This is a genomic window from Lactonifactor longoviformis DSM 17459 (assembly GCF_900129135.1).
In the GTDB taxonomy this organism is placed as follows: domain Bacteria; phylum Bacillota; class Clostridia; order Lachnospirales; family Lachnospiraceae; genus Lactonifactor; species Lactonifactor longoviformis.
Map to the genome: position 1 here is coordinate 86,932 of NZ_FQVI01000004.1, position 19,454 is coordinate 106,385.

General features: G+C 45.4%; 21 protein-coding genes. All 21 read right to left on the reverse strand.

What is annotated here, in order from left to right:
• Positions 1 to 77: 77 nt before the first annotated feature.
• The 21 genes from glgA to spoIIIAC all read right to left on the reverse strand — a co-directional run bounded on the left by glgA (position 78) and on the right by spoIIIAC (position 19,433).
• Positions 78 to 1,523, reverse strand: a complete 1,446-nt coding sequence (gene glgA, locus BUA56_RS06145; RefSeq protein WP_072849975.1) for a glycogen synthase GlgA — start codon at positions 1,521 to 1,523, stop codon at positions 78 to 80.
• A gap of 84 nt (positions 1,524 to 1,607) precedes the next feature.
• Positions 1,608 to 2,405 carry a sporulation transcription factor Spo0A gene (gene spo0A / locus BUA56_RS06150; RefSeq protein ID WP_072849977.1) on the reverse strand — a complete coding sequence of 266 codons (798 nt, stop codon included), beginning with the start codon at positions 2,403 to 2,405 and terminating at the stop codon, positions 1,608 to 1,610.
• 195 nt (positions 2,406 to 2,600) lie between these two features.
• Positions 2,601 to 3,842: a SpoIVB peptidase gene (gene spoIVB, locus BUA56_RS06155; RefSeq protein ID WP_072849979.1), complete on the reverse strand. Its 1,242-nt coding sequence runs from the start codon at positions 3,840 to 3,842 to the stop codon at positions 2,601 to 2,603.
• A 31-nt stretch (positions 3,843 to 3,873) separates the two neighbouring features.
• On the reverse strand, positions 3,874 to 5,559 hold the full coding sequence (gene recN, locus BUA56_RS06160) for a DNA repair protein RecN (protein ID WP_072849981.1): 1,686 nt from the start codon (positions 5,557 to 5,559) through the stop codon (positions 3,874 to 3,876).
• Positions 5,560 to 5,597: 38 nt separating this feature from the next.
• A complete protein-coding gene (argR, locus tag BUA56_RS06165) occupies positions 5,598 to 6,050 on the reverse strand; it encodes an arginine repressor (protein WP_072849983.1) in 453 nt (150 codons plus the stop codon).
• Positions 6,051 to 6,084: 34 nt separating this feature from the next.
• Positions 6,085 to 6,948, reverse strand: coding sequence for an NAD(+)/NADH kinase (locus tag BUA56_RS06170; protein WP_072849985.1), 864 nt, complete (start codon positions 6,946 to 6,948; stop codon positions 6,085 to 6,087).
• Positions 6,949 to 6,960: 12 nt separating this feature from the next.
• On the reverse strand, positions 6,961 to 7,770 hold the full coding sequence (locus BUA56_RS06175; RefSeq protein ID WP_072849987.1) for a TlyA family RNA methyltransferase: 810 nt from the start codon (positions 7,768 to 7,770) through the stop codon (positions 6,961 to 6,963).
• Complete coding sequence (gene dxs, locus BUA56_RS06180; protein ID WP_072849989.1) at positions 7,767 to 9,629, reverse strand: 1-deoxy-D-xylulose-5-phosphate synthase; 1,863 nt, start codon at positions 9,627 to 9,629, stop codon at positions 7,767 to 7,769. Before dxs ends, BUA56_RS06175 begins: the two co-directional genes overlap by 4 nt.
• 14 nt (positions 9,630 to 9,643) lie before the next feature.
• On the reverse strand, positions 9,644 to 10,534 hold the full coding sequence (locus tag BUA56_RS06185; protein WP_072849991.1) for a polyprenyl synthetase family protein: 891 nt from the start codon (positions 10,532 to 10,534) through the stop codon (positions 9,644 to 9,646).
• Complete coding sequence (xseB, locus tag BUA56_RS06190) at positions 10,524 to 10,739, reverse strand: exodeoxyribonuclease VII small subunit (RefSeq protein ID WP_072849993.1); 216 nt, start codon at positions 10,737 to 10,739, stop codon at positions 10,524 to 10,526. The genes BUA56_RS06185 and xseB overlap by 11 nt, the downstream gene beginning before the upstream one ends.
• Positions 10,729 to 11,955 carry an exodeoxyribonuclease VII large subunit gene (gene xseA / locus BUA56_RS06195; protein ID WP_072849995.1) on the reverse strand — a complete coding sequence of 409 codons (1,227 nt, stop codon included), beginning with the start codon at positions 11,953 to 11,955 and terminating at the stop codon, positions 10,729 to 10,731. Before xseA ends, xseB begins: the two co-directional genes overlap by 11 nt.
• Positions 11,952 to 12,359 carry a transcription antitermination factor NusB gene (gene nusB, locus BUA56_RS06200; protein WP_072849998.1) on the reverse strand — a complete coding sequence of 136 codons (408 nt, stop codon included), beginning with the start codon at positions 12,357 to 12,359 and terminating at the stop codon, positions 11,952 to 11,954. The genes xseA and nusB overlap by 4 nt, the downstream gene beginning before the upstream one ends.
• A gap of 122 nt (positions 12,360 to 12,481) precedes the next feature.
• Positions 12,482 to 12,862, reverse strand: a complete 381-nt coding sequence (locus BUA56_RS06205; protein ID WP_072850000.1) for an Asp23/Gls24 family envelope stress response protein — start codon at positions 12,860 to 12,862, stop codon at positions 12,482 to 12,484.
• A gap of 84 nt (positions 12,863 to 12,946) precedes the next feature.
• Entirely contained in the window at positions 12,947 to 13,735 is a 789-nt protein-coding gene (locus BUA56_RS06210) for a hypothetical protein (RefSeq protein ID WP_072850002.1), read from the reverse strand.
• Between the two features lie 587 nt (positions 13,736 to 14,322).
• Entirely contained in the window at positions 14,323 to 15,915 is a 1,593-nt protein-coding gene (locus tag BUA56_RS06215) for a peptide chain release factor 3 (protein ID WP_072850004.1), read from the reverse strand.
• A 113-nt stretch (positions 15,916 to 16,028) separates the two neighbouring features.
• Positions 16,029 to 16,742 carry a SpoIIIAH-like family protein gene (locus BUA56_RS06220; protein WP_072850006.1) on the reverse strand — a complete coding sequence of 238 codons (714 nt, stop codon included), beginning with the start codon at positions 16,740 to 16,742 and terminating at the stop codon, positions 16,029 to 16,031.
• A 12-nt stretch (positions 16,743 to 16,754) separates the two neighbouring features.
• Entirely contained in the window at positions 16,755 to 17,306 is a 552-nt protein-coding gene (locus tag BUA56_RS06225; protein ID WP_341443391.1) for a stage III sporulation protein AG, read from the reverse strand.
• Positions 17,231 to 17,542: a stage III sporulation protein AF gene (locus BUA56_RS06230; protein ID WP_072850008.1), complete on the reverse strand. Its 312-nt coding sequence runs from the start codon at positions 17,540 to 17,542 to the stop codon at positions 17,231 to 17,233. Before BUA56_RS06230 ends, BUA56_RS06225 begins: the two co-directional genes overlap by 76 nt.
• A 44-nt stretch (positions 17,543 to 17,586) precedes the next feature.
• Positions 17,587 to 18,831, reverse strand: coding sequence for a stage III sporulation protein AE (locus BUA56_RS06235; protein WP_084067703.1), 1,245 nt, complete (start codon positions 18,829 to 18,831; stop codon positions 17,587 to 17,589).
• Positions 18,828 to 19,214: a SpoIIIAC/SpoIIIAD family protein gene (locus tag BUA56_RS06240; protein WP_072850011.1), complete on the reverse strand. Its 387-nt coding sequence runs from the start codon at positions 19,212 to 19,214 to the stop codon at positions 18,828 to 18,830. Before BUA56_RS06240 ends, BUA56_RS06235 begins: the two co-directional genes overlap by 4 nt.
• Positions 19,215 to 19,238: 24 nt before the next feature.
• A complete protein-coding gene (spoIIIAC, locus tag BUA56_RS06245; RefSeq protein ID WP_072850013.1) occupies positions 19,239 to 19,433 on the reverse strand; it encodes a stage III sporulation protein AC in 195 nt (64 codons plus the stop codon).
• Positions 19,434 to 19,454: the final 21 nt, after the last annotated feature.

A 19,454-nucleotide genomic window follows, 5' to 3' on the forward strand; every position in this document is an offset into this window, starting at 1 on the left:
ATAACCTCCTGATATTTTCTATACTATGGTAGTATGGCATATTTATCAGGTTTTATACGGATTTTTGACGGTTCCAGTTAATAGCCGATCAGCCAGTTATACATTTCCTCATACTGTTTCGCCGAGCTGTTCCAGGAATAATCTCTGGCCATGGCACGGTCCACCATTTTATTCCACTCTCTTTTCTTGTCGTAGTAGACTTTTTCTGCATAGCGGATAGTGGCAAGCATCTCATGGGCATTGAAATTTTTAAAGCTAAAGCCAGTGCCTGAGTTCTCAAATTCATTGTAGGGCTCCACGGTGTCCTTTAAGCCTCCGGTTTCCCTGACGATCGGCAGGGTTCCGTACCGCAGGCTCATAAGCTGACTCAGGCCGCAGGGCTCGAACAGAGAAGGCATAAGGAAGGCATCTGAGGACGCATAAATACGGTGAGACATTGCCTCATCATAATATATGTTGGCAGACACTTTTCCATTGTATTTCCAGGCAAAATGCCGGAACATGTTCTCATAATGTTCTTCCCCTGTCCCGAGAATAACAATCTGCACTTGGTCCTGGCAGAGCTCATCCATAATATAAGAAACAAGGTCAAAGCCCTTTTGATCGGTGAGACGGGAGACAACACCTATCATCATCTTTTTAGGGTCTGTCTCAAGTCCCAAATCCCTCTGCAGCGCAGTTTTATTTTTTACCTTTTCCTTCCTGAACGTCTTGGCATCATAAGTCTTTGTTATATAAGGATCCGTTGCCGGATTATATTCATCATAATCGATTCCATTAACAATACCTCTGAGGCTGTTGGCACGGGCCCTCAGAAGGCCGTCCAGCTTTTCTCCATAAAACTCTGTCTTAATCTCTTCGGCATACGTATTGCTCACGGTCGTGATAGCATCGGCAAAGACAATCCCCCCCTTAAGATAATTGGCGTCTTTGTATGCTTCCAGCTTGTCTGGCGTAAAGAAGTAATCCGGCAACCCAGTGATTTCCCGGACGGTCTTTACATCCCACGTCCCCTGAAATCTCAGGTTATGTATCGTGATTACGCTCTTAATTTCTCTGTAGAAGTCACCCAGCTGAAATTGGTCTTTCAGATAAACGGGAATCAGTCCTGTCTGCCAGTCATGGCAGTGAATAATATCCGGCTTAAAATCAATTACGGGAAGTATGGACAGTGCTGCTTTAGAGAAAAATGCGAATTTCTCCAGATCAAACCGAATGTCCCCGTACGGGCGATATCCTGAGAAATAATATTCATTATCTATGAAATAGAAGTGAATTCCTTCGTATTCCAGCTCCAGAATTCCCACATATTCATTTCTGTATCCTATATCCATATAAAAATGAGCTACATACTGTAACTGATTCTTAAATTCCTCTTTCATGCACTGATATTTGGGTATGATTACCCGCACATCAAAATATTCTTTATCGAAACATTTGGGCAGGGCACCTACAACATCCGCCAACCCTCCGGTTTTAATAAAAGGTACCGCCTCAGATGCTACAAACATTATCTTTTTCATATGTTATCCTCCTTGAGTAAGAACATTGATTAATGATATTATAGCCTATTTTAAGGTAGATGAAAAGGCGGTAACAGGATCTTACTAATTATTTTTGTATTCTAAACGAATTTTATCTGCAATTAAGGCAATGAATTCTGAATTCGTTGGTTTGCCTTTTCCTGTACTAACTGTATATCCAAACAGTTCATCTATGGTGTCCATTTTCCCTCTGCTCCACGCCACCTCTATGGCATGTCGGATGGCACGCTCTACTCTGCTTGGTGTCGTCTGATGTTTTTTAGCAATGGTCGGATATAATATTTTAGTGATAGAGTTAAGCATCTCCATGTCATTAACAGATAAAATGATGGCATCCCGCAGATACTGATATCCTTTAATATGTGCAGGTACGCCAATCTCATGAATGATATTTGTCACATCAGCTTCCAGATTTCTTTCGAAATAATCCCCCTTGTTTTCGTAAGCGTTTACTTTTCTCAGCTCTTTTGTCTTTCCGCTCATGGTATTTTTTATATGTTTGATACGATTCAACAGCATATTATTGTCAAATGGCTTCAAAATATAATAATTCGCGCCCAGATTAAAAGCATCTTCCGTAATTTGTTCCTGTCCGACAGCAGATACAACAATAAATGCAGGATGTTTTTTGATTTCTACATCTCTTCCCACCCGTTCCATAACTGACAGTCCGTCTACCTTCGGCATAATAATATCAAGCAATACAACATCCGGCTCTTTTTCACGTATAATCTCGTAAATATCTTCCCCATTACTTGCGTGTCCTACCAGTTCCAGCTCTTTGTCTTCGTTTATGATATTTCCCAACAAATCCAGCATTTTTTCATTGTCATCTGCTATGGCAACATTCAATTTTTCCATTACTACTCCTCCATATTTCCTCATAGTTCTCGGTTGTCGTCAGAAATTTTTGGGCGCCCTCTCTTCTTCATTTCTGAGCGATAATTGTATTATAGTATTTATTCTTTGTATAATCAAGTTGAATCCGCTGACAATTCTGTGTATTTTCCGTCACATTTCGACATTATAGACATTATTTCCCCTTCTGTTTTCAGCTTACTCCAGCATATTTTCTATGAAGATTCCGTATCCTTTTGTAGCATCCTGAACGAATACATGAGTCACAGCACCTATGATTTTCCCGTTCTGAATCACCGGGCTGCCGCTCATTCCCTGCACAATTCCGCCGGAATACTCCAATAGGTCAGGGTCTGTCACCTGGATGGAAAAAGCCTTATTCGTATCTGCCTGATCCCAGAAAATCTCTGTAATTTCTATGTCGAACTCTTTTGTTTCTCCTTTTACAGTGGTCAGAATTTTGGCACTTCCTGTTGTAACATCCTGTTTCAGGCCCACTTCCATAGGCACCAAATGCAGTGATTCTCTTGATTCTGCGGGAATTGTGCCGAATATTCCCTTTTCGCTGTTTATGTCGATTGACCCCAGCTGATTGCTTTTTTGATAATTGATCACACCAGAGAGCTCTCCCGGATTTCCCTTTGAGCCTTTCATAACGGAGAGAATCTCCGCCTGGTATAGCTCTCCTCTGTCCAGCTTGAGGAGTTCCCCTGTGTCCACATCGCTGATGCCGTGGCCCAGTGCTCCGTAATTCCCATGGGCGTCCACATAGGTAAGAGTTCCGATGCCCTGTGTATTATCTCTGACCCAAATTCCCAGCTTATAAGAATTGTCTTCCCCTAAAAGTGGTGTAAGCGAAAGTGGAATTTCCTCTCCGTTCCTGTCCACAAGTAACTCCATCGTCTCCCCGTTGCTGTCGTGTATCATAGAGATAAGCTGGTTTTTATTGGTGATGTCTGTTCCATTGGCTTTCAGAATGTAGTCGCCGGCCTGTACGATATGCTCAGCCGGCTGATAGGCGATACCGTCCGTAGATACTACATCCCCGGACCCAATGATCATTACTCCCTCTGTCTCCATATACAGACCGATGGGAGTACCCGAAGCAGCTACCCAGGTATCCTCAACAATCTGCACCTTAACTTTTTTCAGAGGCATTACATGGCAGAGACGGCATTCAATCGTATAAGTCTTATTACCCGCCACAGAAAGGGAATCATCATAGGTGATCAGAGGGTTCTGCTCCAGGATACTTGCCAGGCCGTCCTGTTCTTCTGCCCGGATTCTCACATCATCCGGAATTGAATCTCTGATAGAAATATAGCTGTAAACGCCAATTCCTATTATATTCAATAATAATAATACGAGTAGAAACCGTCTATAATTACGCTTTCTATGCAAAATATCACATCCTTTCAAAAAAAGAAAAAGATACACCATCGTGTACCTTTTTTAGTATGTGATTATTTGCTTATTTCACTCTTGAATTTTTTTGTACCTGTGCCAAATCCTTCATCTCCCGTGCACTCTCTAAAACCGTACTGGTAATTTTTGCACCCCCGAGAATCCTGGCAATCTCCTCTATGGATGCCTCCTGACCGATACGATGTATCCGGGTAGTGGTTTCCATATTTGACACTTTTTTTTCAATCAGGTAGTGTGAATCTGCCATAGCAGCAATCTGAGGAAGGTGGGTAATGCAGAGCACCTGGTGATTTCTCCCGATAACCGCCATTTTTTCTGAAACCTTCTGGGCTGTCCTGCCGCTGATGCCTGTGTCTATCTCGTCAAAAATCAGTGTCTCTGTCTCATCCTTGTCTGCCAGCAGAGTCTTGATCGCCAGCATAATACGGGAAAGTTCTCCTCCTGATACCACCTTTGCCAGAGGTTTTAATGCCTCTCCGGGATTGGTGGCGATGAGGTACTCCACAGAATCTGTACCCTCTGCAGAAAAATGTTCCTTTTCAGAAAAGTTCACTTTAAATCTTACATCCGCAAAATTCAGGTCTCTTAGCCCCTCTGTAACATTTAATTCCAGCTTTAAGGCCTCCTCTTTTCTTTTTTCAGAAAGTTCCCGGCAGGCCTCGGACAGTTTTTTTTCTTCTATATTATATTCTGTCAGTAATCTGGTTTTTTCTGTCTCAAAATCCAGCAGATGAGCCAGCCGTTTTTCTTTTTCATCAAGCTGCATCAGAATAAGCTCTATGCTCTGGCCATATTTCATTTTCAGGTGATTGATCCAATCCAGGCGCTCTTCTATCTCATGAAATTCTTCTTCCGAATAGGAGAAGTTATCCAGGTAACCTGAAAGTTCTCTGTTGAAATCATTTAAAAGGGCTTCTGTATCGCTTAAAGCACTGCAGAGGCCAGCCAGGGTATCGTCATATTCAGCCACCTGGGCCAGCTGATACAGGCTTCGTCCCAGGAGATCGCTGCAGCCGCTGTCTGCTGCACACATCTGGTATACCTGTGAAGCGTTCTCCAGAATTTTCTTTCCGTTCAGCAGTTTTCGATACCTCTGCTCCAGCTCCTCGTCCTCGCCATTCTTCAGATCTGCGTCTGTGATTTCCTTAATCTCAAATTCCAGAAATGATATTTCACGGGTTCTCTGCTCTTCGTCCATCTGGTATTCCGCCAGTTCTTCCTGCATTTTTTTGTATCTGCGGAAAGCCTCTCTTACTTTTTGGATGCTGCCCGCCAGATTATCCTTCCCATATTCATCCAGTATCTCCAGCTGTTTTGCGGGATATAATAAAGACTGATGTTCGTGCTGGCCATGAATATCCAGCAATTTGCCGGCGGCTTCCCGAATCTGGGCAACCGTGCAGGCTTCTCCGTTTATCTTACTGATGCTTCGGTTTCCTGTAATCTTTCTGGTAATGATAATCTGCCCGTCTTCTGCAAAAATATCCTGTTTCTTCAATTCTTCCAGAATTTTAGGATTATTTACAGAAAATACCAATTCTACCAGCGCAAAGGGTGCATTTTCCCTGATCATGTCCCGGGACATCTTGCCTCCGAGGGCAAGACTAATAGAGCCTATAATAATAGACTTACCCGCTCCGGTTTCACCGGTTAAAATATTAAGACCTTCATCAAAATCCACTTCAATTTCATCTATCAGTGCCAAATTTTTTACGTGTAAATTAACCAGCATATCTTTGCTCCTTTACACTCTCTTCTTCTGATCTTTCTTCAGTTTTCCAGGATCCGTCGGATCTTCTCCATGAGCAGCAGCGTTTCATCTACACTTTTTACCGCACACATGATCGTATTGTCCCCTGCAATACATCCGACGATCTCTTCCCAGTTCAGTTCATCCAGGGCTGCGGCCGCGGCCATAGCCATCCCGGATACCGTCTTGATTACCAGGATATTCTGAGCCATATCCATGGATAGGAATGCGTCCTTCAGCACTCTGGTGTATTTTTCACTCATATTCTGATTCTTGTTTTCGAGAACCGCATATCTGGAACGTCCGATTCCATCCGCTATTTTTGTAAGTTTAAGTTCCCGGATATCCCTGGAAATAGTGGCCTGTGTAACCTTATATCCAGCCTCCTGCAGCTTGTCGGCAAGCTCTTCCTGTGTTTCAATATCATATTGATTGATTAATTCAATAATTTTTGAATGTCTTGCTATCTTCATGTTTTGTACCCTCCCGAGATGTTATCCTCACACATTAGCTGGTACTCATCTTTTGCCGCAGCACCTCTAAAAAGCTCAGATTACTGATCTTTATAATCTGAGTATCTGGTTTAGCCCTGCGTATCACTATGCGATCTCCGGTTGTCATGGTGAGATCCGTATCCCCGTCAAAGCTTGCGATCGCCTTGGCATCTCCTTTTGATTTCCCCTGCGCGATCTCCACCGTTATCTCATCCTCGGAAGAAAATATAATACTTCTTGTGTTCAGCGTATGAGGCGCTATAGGTGTCATCATAATCATAGAAGCTCCGGGCGATACAATGGGTCCGCCCACCGAAAGGCTGTATCCGGTGGATCCGGTAGGTGTTGATATTATAATTCCGTCTGCAGTGTAGGTATTCAGGAACTCACCGTTAACATAATTTTTGAACCTGACCATCCTCATTGGTCCGTCCCTGACAATCACGATATCGTTCAGGGCAATATCTGAGGCTATAATCTCCCTTCCCCGGTACATATCCCCTGTGAGCATCATTCTTCTCTCTATTTCATACTCATCCCGTATCAGATGATCAATGGCAGGACCGATGGAATCACGGTCTATCTCTGCCAGATACCCCAGTGTTCCCATATTGATGCCCAGCAGAGGGATCTGACGGTCTATCACATCCCTGGCTGCCTGGAGCAGGGTTCCGTCCCCGCCCAGAACGATGACGCAGTCCGCATCTTCCGGAATCAGCTTTACATTCGTATAATGATAACCTGCATTCGGATCCCGGTCTCTTTCTGTCTGTATGGTACACTGGCATCCCTGCGCCTTCAGATAGCCCACGATCTCTTTTGTCACTGTCAATCCTTCATCTTTACTGCTGTTTGTAATTATGTAGAATTTTTTCATATCCCTCACCTGTCAGTCTAATGTACCGTGTGCCTTTTCTACAATTTCTTTTATCTCTGCTGTCACCTGTCTTTGTGTGTTCTCCTCCCCGGGGAATTTTCCCAGATGCAGCAAATATTCGATATTTCCCTCCGGTCCTTTGATCGGGGAAAATTCCAGATGCAGAACCCGAAAGGAGATGCTTTGTGCGTAATCGATTACTTTCCGTATCACTTCCTCATGAACCTGGGGGTCCCTGACTACCCCCTTTTTGCCAACCTTTTCTCTTCCTGCCTCAAACTGAGGTTTGATCAGACAGACAATTTCCCCTGCCTCTGCCATAAGCTCCCGAATCGGCAGCAAAACTTTAGTGAGGGAGATAAAGGATACATCGATAGAAACAAACTGCGGCGCCTCCTGTATGTGCTCCGGAAGCACATAACGGATATTGGTTTTCTCCATACAGATGACCCGTTCGTCCTGACGCAGTTTCCAGTCCAGCTGCCCATGCCCCACATCCACTGCATATACTTTAACTGCTCCGTTCTGAAGCATGCAGTCTGTAAATCCTCCGGTGGAGGAACCTACGTCCATGCATACTTTTCCAGCAAGCTCCAGGCCAAAATGTGTCATGGCTTTCTCCAGCTTCAGGCCTCCTCTGCTCACATACTTCAGAGGATTCCCTTTGACTGTGATCTCCACCGTATCCGGAAACATAGTTCCGGCCTTGTCCTCCCTCTGTCCTTCTACAAATACATTCCCTGACATTATTACTGCTTTGGCTTTTTCTCTGGAAGCGGCAAGGTTCCGGTTTACCAGTAAAACATCTAAACGCTCTTTCATATAGCTTCTTCCTCCAGTATGGATTGGCATACTGCCTCAGGATCCAGCCCCACCTCTTGGTGGAGCATTCCTACATTCCCCTGCTCTACAAACCGATCCGGCAATGCACGGATCATCACCTTAACCGGAAGCTTCCTGGTACTCACACAGTCCGCCACATGCTCCCCAAACCCGCCGCTCTTTACATTTTCCTCCAGAGTGACGATGAGGCCGTGATCCTTTGCGGCTTCACAGATAATCTCTGTATCAATAGGCTTTACAAATCTGGCATTCACCAGAGACACCCTGTATCCCTTTTCCTTCAGCATCTCTCTGATCTTCACCGCTGTTTTCACCATACTCCCTGCTGCCAGCAGCAGAATCCCCGACTCTCTGTAGATCCATTCTCCTTTTCCGCAGCGAATCTCTTCCCTGTACTCCTCAAGGCCGTCATAGGCCTCCCCTCTGGGATATCTGATGGCAATAGGCCCGTCATAGGCCACGGCATATTTCAGCATATCCGACAGTTCCCACTTGTTTTTCGGAGCCATCACTGTCATGTTGGGAATCAGAGAGAGATAAGACAAATCAAAGCATCCCTGATGGGTCTCCCCATCGCTTCCTACCAGTCCTGCCCGATCAATGGCAAATACTACATGTAGGTTCTGCATGCAGACATCATGAATCACCTGGTCAAATGCTCTCTGCAAAAAAGAGGAATAGATGGCAACCACAGGTATCAGACCGCCCAGCGCCAGACCCGCGGCAAAGGTAACTGCATGCTGCTCCGCAATTCCCACATCAAAGAAGCGGTCTGGAAACATATTCCGGAATCGCTTCAGTCCCGTCCCGTCCGGCATGGCTGCAGTCACTGCCACCACATCCGGATTCCTGTCGCCGAACTTTCTCATAACTGTGGAAAATATGTCCGTGTAGCTTGCTTTATTCCCGCTGCTTGTGGGTATGCCGTTGGTGATATCAAAGGGAGTGGTTCCGTGGAACCTTGCGGGATGGCGCATAGCGGGTTCATATCCCTTTCCTTTTTCTGTAAGGACATGGACAATGACTGCTCCCTCCACCTTTTTGGCTTCATTAAGCACACGCATAGTCTGGCGGATGTCATGGCCGTTTACAGGTCCCAGGTAGGTAATGCCCATATCTTCAAAAAACATTCCCGGAATAAAAAGCTGCTTGATGCTGCTTTTTGTCTTGTGTATCTTTTTTACAATTGCTGGTCCCACACTGGGCATTTTATTGAGGCTCTTCGTCACACTCATTTTCAGTCCGGTGTAGGCTTCGGCAGTGCGTATATTCCCCAGATACTGGGAAATACCTCCTACATTTTCAGAGATGGACATCTTATTGTCATTTAGTACTATAATAAAATTTGTTTTCAGCTCTGAGGCATTGTTCAGCGCTTCATAAGCCATCCCCCCGGTAAGGGCCCCGTCGCCGATTACAGACACCACACGATAATTTTCCCCTTTGAGATCCCGCCCTGCCACATATCCCAGGCCTGCGGAAACAGAGGTGGAACTGTGCCCTGTGTCGAAAGAATCGCACTGGCTTTCACACCTTTTCGGAAATCCGCTCATCCCCTGATATTTTCTAAGATTCTCAAACCCATCCTTTCTTCCGGTCAGGATTTTGTGGGTGTAAGACTGGTGTCCTACATCCCAGATGATCTTATCTGTGGGAAGGTCCATGACATTGTGGAGCGCCATAGTAAGCTCTACCACACCCAGATTGGAGGCCAGATGCCCCCCAGTCTTACTCAGGGATTCTATCAGAAACTGACGGATCTCTGAGGCAAGCTGGGGGAATTCCTCCAGCGGTATTTTTTTTATATCGTTTGGCTGATTTATCTTATCTAAAATCATTGGTAGCTTCACCTCTACTTTTTTCTGCCGCTCAGGGAAGAAATCAGTGATATAAGGAATTCACCATCTCCTGTCAGTGACGACAGCTCACATACTGCCTCCTGCGTCAGCTTCTCTGCCTCTTTATGAGCATCTTTCAGTCCCTGCAGAGTTACCCAGGTTGTCTTGTGATTCTTCTCATCGCTGTGAACTGGTTTTCCCAGCTCCTTCTCATCCCCTGTGACATCCAGAATATCGTCCTGAATCTGAAACGCCAGTCCGATGTTTCTTCCGATTCGTTCCATGGCCTCAAGCTCATATTTCTCTGCACCTGCAAGCACTGCACCAGTCATCAGCGCAGCTTCGATCAAGGCCGATGTTTTATTTCTATAGATATAATTCAGCATCTCCCTGTTTATTGGTATGCCGTCGTTTTCCACATCCACACCCTGGCCTCCCAGCATTCCGTGGATTCCGGTTTTTCTTCCCAGGATCTCCAGAGCCTGTCCTATCACAGCAGGATCCGTATTACTCTGAAATGCCAGAAAAGCGGTTTCATAGGCATAGTTCAGCAGTGCATCTCCGGCAAGAATAGCCGCAGCCTCTCCGTATACCACATGGGTTGTCTTTTTTCCTCTCCGATAATCATCATTATCCAGAGCAGGAAGATCATCGTGGATCAGCGAATGGGTATGAATCATCTCCAGGGCAGCCATGAAAGGCTCTATTGCCATTCGGTCTCTTCCAAGGAATAAGAGGTATGCCTCCTCCATCATGATAGGCCTGAGCCGCTTGCCCGGAGCTGTCATGCTGTAGTTTACTGCCTCCGCCATTCTCTGTGAAAATCCTTCCTCTGCGGGAAGATATCTGCGGATGATACGCTCCGCACGCTCTGTCTTCTTCTGTAATTCCTCTTTAAAATTCACTGAGTTCTCCATTTTCATCCATCTGAAGCATTTTCTTTTCTACTTTATCTATCTTACTGTTGCAGTATTTTAATAGCTCCATTCCCTCCTGGTAGACCTTAAAAGAATCTTCCAGTGAAATTTCTCTGCTCTCCAGCTGCGTCACAATCGCATCCAGAGATTTCATTGCCTCTTCTATGGTTCTGCTTTGCTTTTTATCTGCCATTTATTCCAACTCCTCTGTCTGCAGTTTCCGTTTTTTCCACAGAGGTATGAATCATACCGTCTGTAACCTGTATTGTCAGATGCTCACCGGGTTCCACTTGAGTAACGCTGGTTACTGCATGATGATTATCATCTTCCACATAGGAAAATCCCTGATTCAGCTTATTCAGCGGGGATAATCCTTTCATTCGCTCAATATAAATATTCAGCTCCTGGCGGGAATCAAGGATGTTTCGCTTCATGCTTTCCCGCATCTTATCCTCGAGATCTATCAGTCTCTGGCGTTTTTCCCGAATCTGGCTGGCTGGGCTTAAAAAGCTAAGCTTTGTCCTGTACTGTTCCAGCCGTCCTTTCTCTAAAAGCACCCGGTTCTCCATCCCCCTTGTCAGACGTCTGGAATATTCATACATAAGGTCCATAAGCCCGCGCATATCGTCTACCGCCAATTCTGCTGCTGCAGATGGTGTGGGGGCTCTGAGATCCGCCGCATAATCAGCTATGGTAGTATCTGTCTCATGTCCCACTGCCGATATGATGGGGGTACTGCAGTTGAAAATAGCTCTGGCTACTTCCTCCTCATTAAAAGCCCAGAGGTCTTCAATGGAACCTCCGCCTCGTCCTACAATAATAACATCCACACCCAGGGCATCCAGTTTTTCAATTCCTCTGACAATGCTCTCTTTGGCGCCCTCTCCCTGGACAAGGGCAGGGTAGAGAATAATCTGCAGAAACGGGTTTCTTCTATATGATATATTGCGGATATCCTGTACAGCAGCCCCCGTTGGCGCGGTCACCACTCCCAGGGTTTTTATAAACCGGGGAATGGGCTGTTTATATTCCTGTGCAAACATTCCCATCTCTTCCAGCTCTTTTTTCAGTGCCAGATACCGTTCGTACAGAAGACCGGCGCCCTCCAGGGTAATCTCTTTGGCATAAAGCTGATATTTTCCGTCCCTCTCGTATACGCTGACACTTCCGCCAACAATGACCTTATCACCGTTTTTCATGGAAAAAGCAAGTCCCTTACGGCTTCCGGCGAACATGACACAGGCAATGGTTCCGCTCTCATCCTTCAGAGAGAAATAAATGTGACCCGAGGTATGGTATTTACAGTTGGATACTTCACCCTTTACATATATCTTATTCAGAAAAAAATCCTGGGTAAACATGTTCTTAATATAAGTATTGACCTGGGTTACAGAATAAATACTGCTCATTCCTTCTCCTTAGCGATATTTCCCAAAATTCCGTTGATAAAGGCTGCGGATTCATCCTGGCCAAATCGCTTTCCTATCTCAATGGCCTCATTAATGGCTACTTTTACCGGTACATCGGGATCGTAATTCATCTCGTAGACAGCCAGGCGCAGAATCGTGAGGTCTACCTTTCCCATACGGGAAGTTTTCCATCCTTTTGCCGCCTCATTGATCAGGCTGTCTATCTCATCCAGTACATTCCGTACCTTTTTATATTTCTCTTCCATATACATCTGATCCTTCTGGCTGAGTTCCCCCAGCTGTTCAAAATACAGACTGATCTGCTCCGGCATCTCTTCCGGTGTATTGAATTCGCTTACAAAAAGCAGTTTAAATATATTTTCACGAAGTTCTCTTCTTCCCATTCCGTCCTCCACGTTTAATTTCACTTCTGCAAAGAGAAAAAGGTGCCTTTTTCAGAGACACCTTAATGATACCAGCCAGAACGATTCTTCTGTGAACCGGATGTTTCTCAATTGTAAAAGGTCTACTTATTATTTTCCATCTCCACACTTGCAATGCGGACATTTACATCGGATACTGTCAGTCCGGTCATATTTTCGATGGCCGTCTTCACTCTCTCCTGAACCTTCTTGCTTGTTTCCAGTATGTTGTAACCGTAATCTATATTCAGCGCCAGATCTACACATACCACATCTTCCAGGACATCTACCTTGACACCTTTGGACAAATTCTTCATCCCCAGTTTTCCCACCAGTTCATTCGTGATATTCCCGGCCATGGAAGCAACTCCCTCTACCTCTGTAGCAGCCAAGCCTGCGATAATTGCGACCACCTCATCTGCAATCTGTACTTCTCCCAGATTGCCGTTATCATGTATTTTATAAGTATTTCTCTTTTCTGCCATAATCAAAAACCTCCTAAGGCTATTCTCTTGGTGGTTATTATAACAAATTTCACCTGAAAATAAAAGGAGTATGGAAAAATTTATTTATTGCAGCGTCCCTATGGAAGCAAAAAAAGCATCTTTTGCAGCCGCACTATCATCTGTGTAAACCAGAATCCAGGTGATAATTTTGTTATCCTGTTTTCTCGTACAGTAATCCTGATGCATATTAACATCCATATAGGTAACACTGGTTGTCATCTGCTGATAGTCCTGACCCCCAATGGATACAGTGGCAATCTCATCGGAGAATGTGTAATCCATCTCATCTGTGGTAAAACTCTGCAGCTCCGACTTTACTGCCTGAAGATACTGGTCGGCTGTAATGTTCGCCATAGGGCTGTCCTCAGTTAAAAGTGTAGCAGTAAAATCCTGAGTTGCATTTCTGGCAATTAGCTCATATACAGAAGTATCCTCCATCTCAGCCACAGCTGCCTGTCCTTCCTCGTTCATATTCTCCTCGCCAGTATCGGCCACTTCCTGTATTTCCTCCTCCGTGAGGAATAACAGGTCTTCCGGCAGCGTGATCTTCATATTCAGCCAGCTGCTTTCATAGACATTGTCTGTCACTGTTCCCTTTACATAGGGCACCGCCGATTCTTCCGGTTCTCCTGATTCTTCCGTCTTCTTCTCAGGCTCTTCTGCCTTTTCTGCCGATTCTTCTGCCTTTGTGTCCTCCTTGGCTGTCTCCTCTGCCTTGGATTCTTCCTTTTTCCCGTCCGTTGCCTCCGTGTCAGTTGCGGCTGTTTTTTCCTGCTTATCATTCCCGCCGCATCCAGCTGCAAAAGTACACATCGCCAAGATCCCAATCCATAGCAATACTTTCTTCTTCATATCTTAATTCCTCCATATTAAGTTTTCTATCTCTATGGTACTAAGAAAAGGGAAAGCTGTCAATGCGAAGCTCGCGGTGTATAGGCAGCGAGTGGAGAGGTGCAGACGATCTGATGGTCAAGAGAGACGCAGATGGACGGTCAAAAATCTCCCTCATCCTGAAATTTCCCATACTCAGGTGAGAGAAATCCCGCGGCAGCGGGCGGGCTGGGTTGGGCGGGAGGCTTAAGGTCCGCGGACGATTCCGCAGGAGTGAGTAGAGAGTCTTAGGCAAAACCGGGATTCACGCCGGAGATTTTTTCGGCAGTCCAGGCCGAAAAAAAGTGAGCATGGGCAGAGAATGCACATCAAGCATTCTTTGCACATACGAACGGTGCTCCGGGGGGGATTCCGGTTTTGTCTTAGACTCTCTTCACGACGGAGGTGTCCCCGGAACTTAAGCCTCCCGCCCAACCCAGCCCGCCCGCTGCCGCGGGATTTCTCTCACCGTCCTCCTGCCATCTCACCTCCCGGCATGAATTCCCCAGAGCTAAATTAAGTTACAAAAAAGGCACCGCTCCACATTCCGTATCACAGTGCCTTCCCCTCTAATTCTTACCAAACTCTGCCAACCGCAGTCCATCGTTTCTGTCCAGTGTCATTCCGATGCTCCAGCTGTTTACAAACAGAAGCAGCGGATTTCCTTTTAAATCCATAACCTTCTTCATATCTGAAGTCCCGGTTATCTTTTTCACATCGATCTCGTCTTTGTTCTCTATCCAGCGAATATGTTCATAGGGAAGATTTTCCAGACGAATATCTACTTTATATTCATTTTCCAAGCGGTATTTTAACACATCAAACTGCAGGACGCCTACCACTCCCACAATAATCTCTTCCATTCCCGTGTTCAGTTCCTGGAAGATCTGAATCGCACCTTCCTGGGCAATCTGGTTGATTCCCTTGATGAATTGTTTTCTTTTCATAGTATCTAACTGGCGCACTCTGGCAAAATGCTCCGGAGCAAAAGTGGGAATTCCCTCATAGGCAAACTTCTTATTTGACATACAGATGGTATCTCCGATAGAAAAAATACCAGGATCAAATACGCCGATGATGTCTCCCGCATATGCCTCGTCTACAATGTGTCGATCCTGGGCCATCATCTGCTGGGGTTGAGACAGGCGCATCTTCTTTTCCCCCTGTACATGGTATACCTCCATCCCTGCATCAAACTTGCCGGAACAGATACGCATAAAGGCAATTCTGTCCCTGTGGGCTTTGTTCATATTAGCCTGAATCTTGAATACAAAGGCTGAAAAGTCTTCCTTCATCGGATCAATGATTCCCACATCAGCCTTTCTGGGAAGGGGAGATGAGGTCATCTGAAGAAAATGCTTTAAAAAGGTCTCCACGCCAAAGTTCGTCAGCGCCGACCCGAAAAACACAGGGGAAAGTTCACCTTTGCTCACTTTTTCCAAATCAAACTCCGCACTGGCGCCGTCCAGCAGCTCGATTTCTTCCATTAAGAGCTCCTTGGCCTCTTCCCCCACGGCCTCGTCGAACTTAGGGTCCCCGATGGGGATTTCACTTTCAACACCCTCTTTTGTACCTTTCATAGTATCGGAAAAGGTCAGCACACTTTTGCTGTTTCTGTCATAGACACCCTTGAATTCCTTTCCGGAACCAATGGGCCAGTTAATGGGACAGGTGGCAATTCCCAGCTCTTTTTCGATTTCATCCAGCAAGTCAAAGGTATCGTTGGCATCTCTGTCCATCTTGTTAATAAATGTAAAAATAGGGATATGTCTCATGACACAGACTTTAAAAAGCTTTCTGGTCTGAGCTTCAACGCCTTTGGAACCGTCAATAACCATGACTGCAGAATCTGCAGCCATTAAGGTTCGATATGTGTCCTCCGAGAAATCCTGATGTCCCGGGGTATCCAGTATGTTAATGCAATAACCGTCGTAGTTAAACTGCAGTACAGAAGACGTGACAGAGATACCTCTCTCTTTTTCAATCTCCATCCAGTCAGACACCGCATGGCGGGCTGTTGCTTTTCCTTTTACTGACCCTGCCAGGTTGATCGCTCCCCCGTAGAGAAGAAATTTTTCCGTAAGGGTGGTTTTGCCGGCATCCGGATGAGAAATGATTGCAAATGTACGTCTCTTTTTTATTTCATTTGTATAATCAGGCACGATAGCATCCTCCTGTGCGAACTGTAATTTTCTTATTTTTCCAAAGTTACCGTGATTTTACACGCTCTGAATATTTTAGTATACCCGGGAAACGGTGTCAAGGGATTTTAAAATTACTCTTCCCCCTCTGTTCCGTCGTCTGATGACTGTGCCTGACTCATGGGAGTAATTACGATATTTTCAGGAGCTACACTGGTTTTCCTCTTAACAATATCTTCGATTTGAGCCCTCTTGGCATCATCCAGCTCAGAATCGGGTACTATGACGTCCGCAGAGTCACTGGTAAGATTCACCACCACATTTTCAAAGCCTTTTGCTTCCAGAAGCAGCTCTGCCGCCTCTTCCTGCTCTGCCAAATCTGTCATCTGCACCATGGATGCCACTGCTTCCTGTTTCTGCTCGTCAGAAATATTGGCATTGTTGATAATCTCCAGCAGAGTTTCTTTGTTGGCGGATCGGACCTGCTCCCTGCTGATCTTGGCCTGTGCTACAAAGGTGGAAGCACCTGTAAGTACTGCCTCCCCCGGAGTCTCTACATTAGCATCTGTCGTACTGGCATCTGCTGTATCCTGACTGTTTTCTTCCAGCAGGGCTGTCTCATCGGTAAGATCTGTGTCCAGACTGTCAATATCCTGAAGTACACTGTCCATATCTGCTGTGGTTTTAGAATCCTCATCGGATGAATTTTTAACATCTTCGGAGCTTGCTTTCTTAAGCGATTTGCCCATCCCCAGATGACTGTCCGAATAATTGATGTATCCGGCCACTGCTATCATGATTGCCAGGGCAGTAATAATTACCTGATTTTTCTTAAAAATTTTCTTCACTTGGATTCTCCTCTATTTCATTTTCATTACTTTAATTTTATGGGCTTCCACCTGAAATAATGCCATAACTGCCTCCCGAATATTTTGATTTACCACTGCATTATCACCTCCCTGGGCAATCACCAGCACACCTTTGATTCGGGGCAGTATCTCTGTGGAAACATAGGGGGTTTGATTTCCCTTGGAATCTTTCGCATATACCGTGGCATCTGAATCTTTCTCCACCACTTTTTCTCCCGTATCTTCAAAGGTAAGCACTACCTGTACCTTTCCGATTCCCTCCACATTGGAAAGAGCCTGTTCCAGCTCTGTCTCCATCTGCCTCCCTGTAAGTTCCCGGGTGTCTGATTTTTCTGTATCCGGAAGAGACGTCTCACTGGTGCTGTCCTTTTCCTTCTCTTTTGTGGGCAATGCAATGATCAGCAGCAGTATTCCCACCAGAAGCACTACTACCAGCTGTTCCTTTTTTAAATTCTTAGGCAGTCCGTTTATTGTGTCATCCCCTCCTCCTGATACATTTTTACATTGTATTTCTCTTCCAGTTCCTGCGCGTAATCCTCCCACTGCTGCAGCTGACGGGATTCCTCCTCCTGAAGATAGTCATAAAAAGAAGTCTCTATCCGTTCATCTATATTCAGGAATTGAAGAATAGGGGACAGTAATAACAACATCAGCAAAATCCCCATAAAGTACTGTACATATTTCCGGTAGCTGTTATCCGGCATAAAGTTCAGCACCGCAGACAGAAAGATAAAAAAATACGCCAGATTTTCCATCCATTTGTAGATTTGCTGGGTCATTTCTTGTCCCTCCCCTGTTGGAAAATATGCGCCGTATTCCGTAATTATGTCTGAAAAAATGATGTGGCCAGTATAGCAATTGTGATCATGAACAACACCTCAACGGTAAGAAGCACCCTTAACAGCAGGGCACATCCTTCCCCGATAGTACTAAGGCAGCCCACCATCCGCTTGTCCGATATAGGCTGGGTGAGAGCTGCCAGAAATTTATACAGAATCGTGGTAAACCCCATTTTAATCAGAGGGGAGAGGCCCAGAATCACCAAAACTATAATTGCCACTACACCAAGGCAATTGCGCACCAGCACGGAAGTGCCCAGTACTACCTCAGTCACCGCATCCACCGCATTTCCAATCCCTGGAATGGCGCTGGCAGTCTTCCCCAGAAAGGTTCGCTTCAGGGAATCCAGTGCAGGGGTGACCATATTCTGCACCACCTGAAGTCCCACCACCACTGCCAGGCAAGTTCTAAGTGTCCACTCAATTAATGTCTTCATCAATTCTGCCATCTTTGAGAGAAAATCTTCACTGTGCAGATAATTTACCAGTTCAAGAAGCACAAACACATTGATGCCGGGAAGGATCACGGTGAGAAGCAGAACCTGTACCAGATAGATTAAAATCAGCACCATTTCATAAAACATCATGGCTGTCCCTGCACCGGTAGATACAGTGATGGCCAGAAAATACGCGGGTGCCAGAGCCTTCATGAAGGTGGTAAGCCCTGTCAGTGTATCATGTACCTGGCTGCTTAGCGTGCCGAAGGAATGGATCAGCACGGCAAGAAGAAGCATATAAATCATGTAAAAACTAATCTCCCCAATCTGACCATTCTCAAAAACGTTGGAAAAATTAGTAAAGAGAGCTGCAAGCAAGACCAGCAAAAGTACATGAACCATCGTCTCCTTCTCCACGGAAAAGGAGGTAAGGAGCACCTGCTGTATGACTTCTCTGAAATTCTCTTTGGTAAAAATCTGTTCCCCGTTCATCAGCCGCTCCATGGCCGTTCCCAGATCGAAGCTGTTCTCTCCAAGAAGTTCTGTGATAGCTTCCTGCACCTGATTCAGGTCCATATCTTCCATCATACTGTCTTCGATCTCTCTGCCCTTGTCCTCCATGGTTTCCTGCATCTGAATCTCCTCCCGGGTCTTTTCCGACTCTGAAGGAGGTACTGCTTCAATAATTTCTTCTTCCTGATCCGATGCACTGACAGACTGGATATTTCCCAGAATCAGTATAAAAAGCACAGCGGCGGCCAGACCGATGCGAAAGGGGGCATGGCCTTTCATGACAGAAACCCGTGAATGGTCTCCATAACAGCCAGAAGTACAGGCATACTGATGACCATAATGTATAATTTACTGAATACCTCTATCTGATTGCCGATAGAACCATACCCGGCATCCTTGCAGATTCCGGATGTAAACTGGCCGATATAAGTGATTCCTATCATTTTCAGCAGCGTGGTCAGGTAGGACGTGCTGATCGGCAGGTATTCCTGAAGCTGGTTTACGGAATCAAAGAGATATTCCAGCTTCCCTATGGCATATGTAAAAATACACAGGCTGACTCCCAGGCTGATATAAATAGAATACTCCGGCTTTACCCCCTTCAGGAAAATGCCCAGTAGAATCCCAGCCATCCCGAGAATAGCTACTTTTATCATCTCCATGTGTTCCACCACCTCTTTTCCCGTTTACAGGGAGAATAAATCTTTTATGGTTTGAAATAAATCATAGATATAGGGAAGTACCCAGAATAAAACCAGGATTAATCCCGCAAGGCTGGTTAAGAATGCCTGTTCCTCTCTCTGGCTGTGCTTCAATACCATACATAATACGGATACCAGGATTCCCACTGCCGCTATTTTAAATAAGAGACTTACTTCCAACTTCCCCTCCCCCTTTGTACA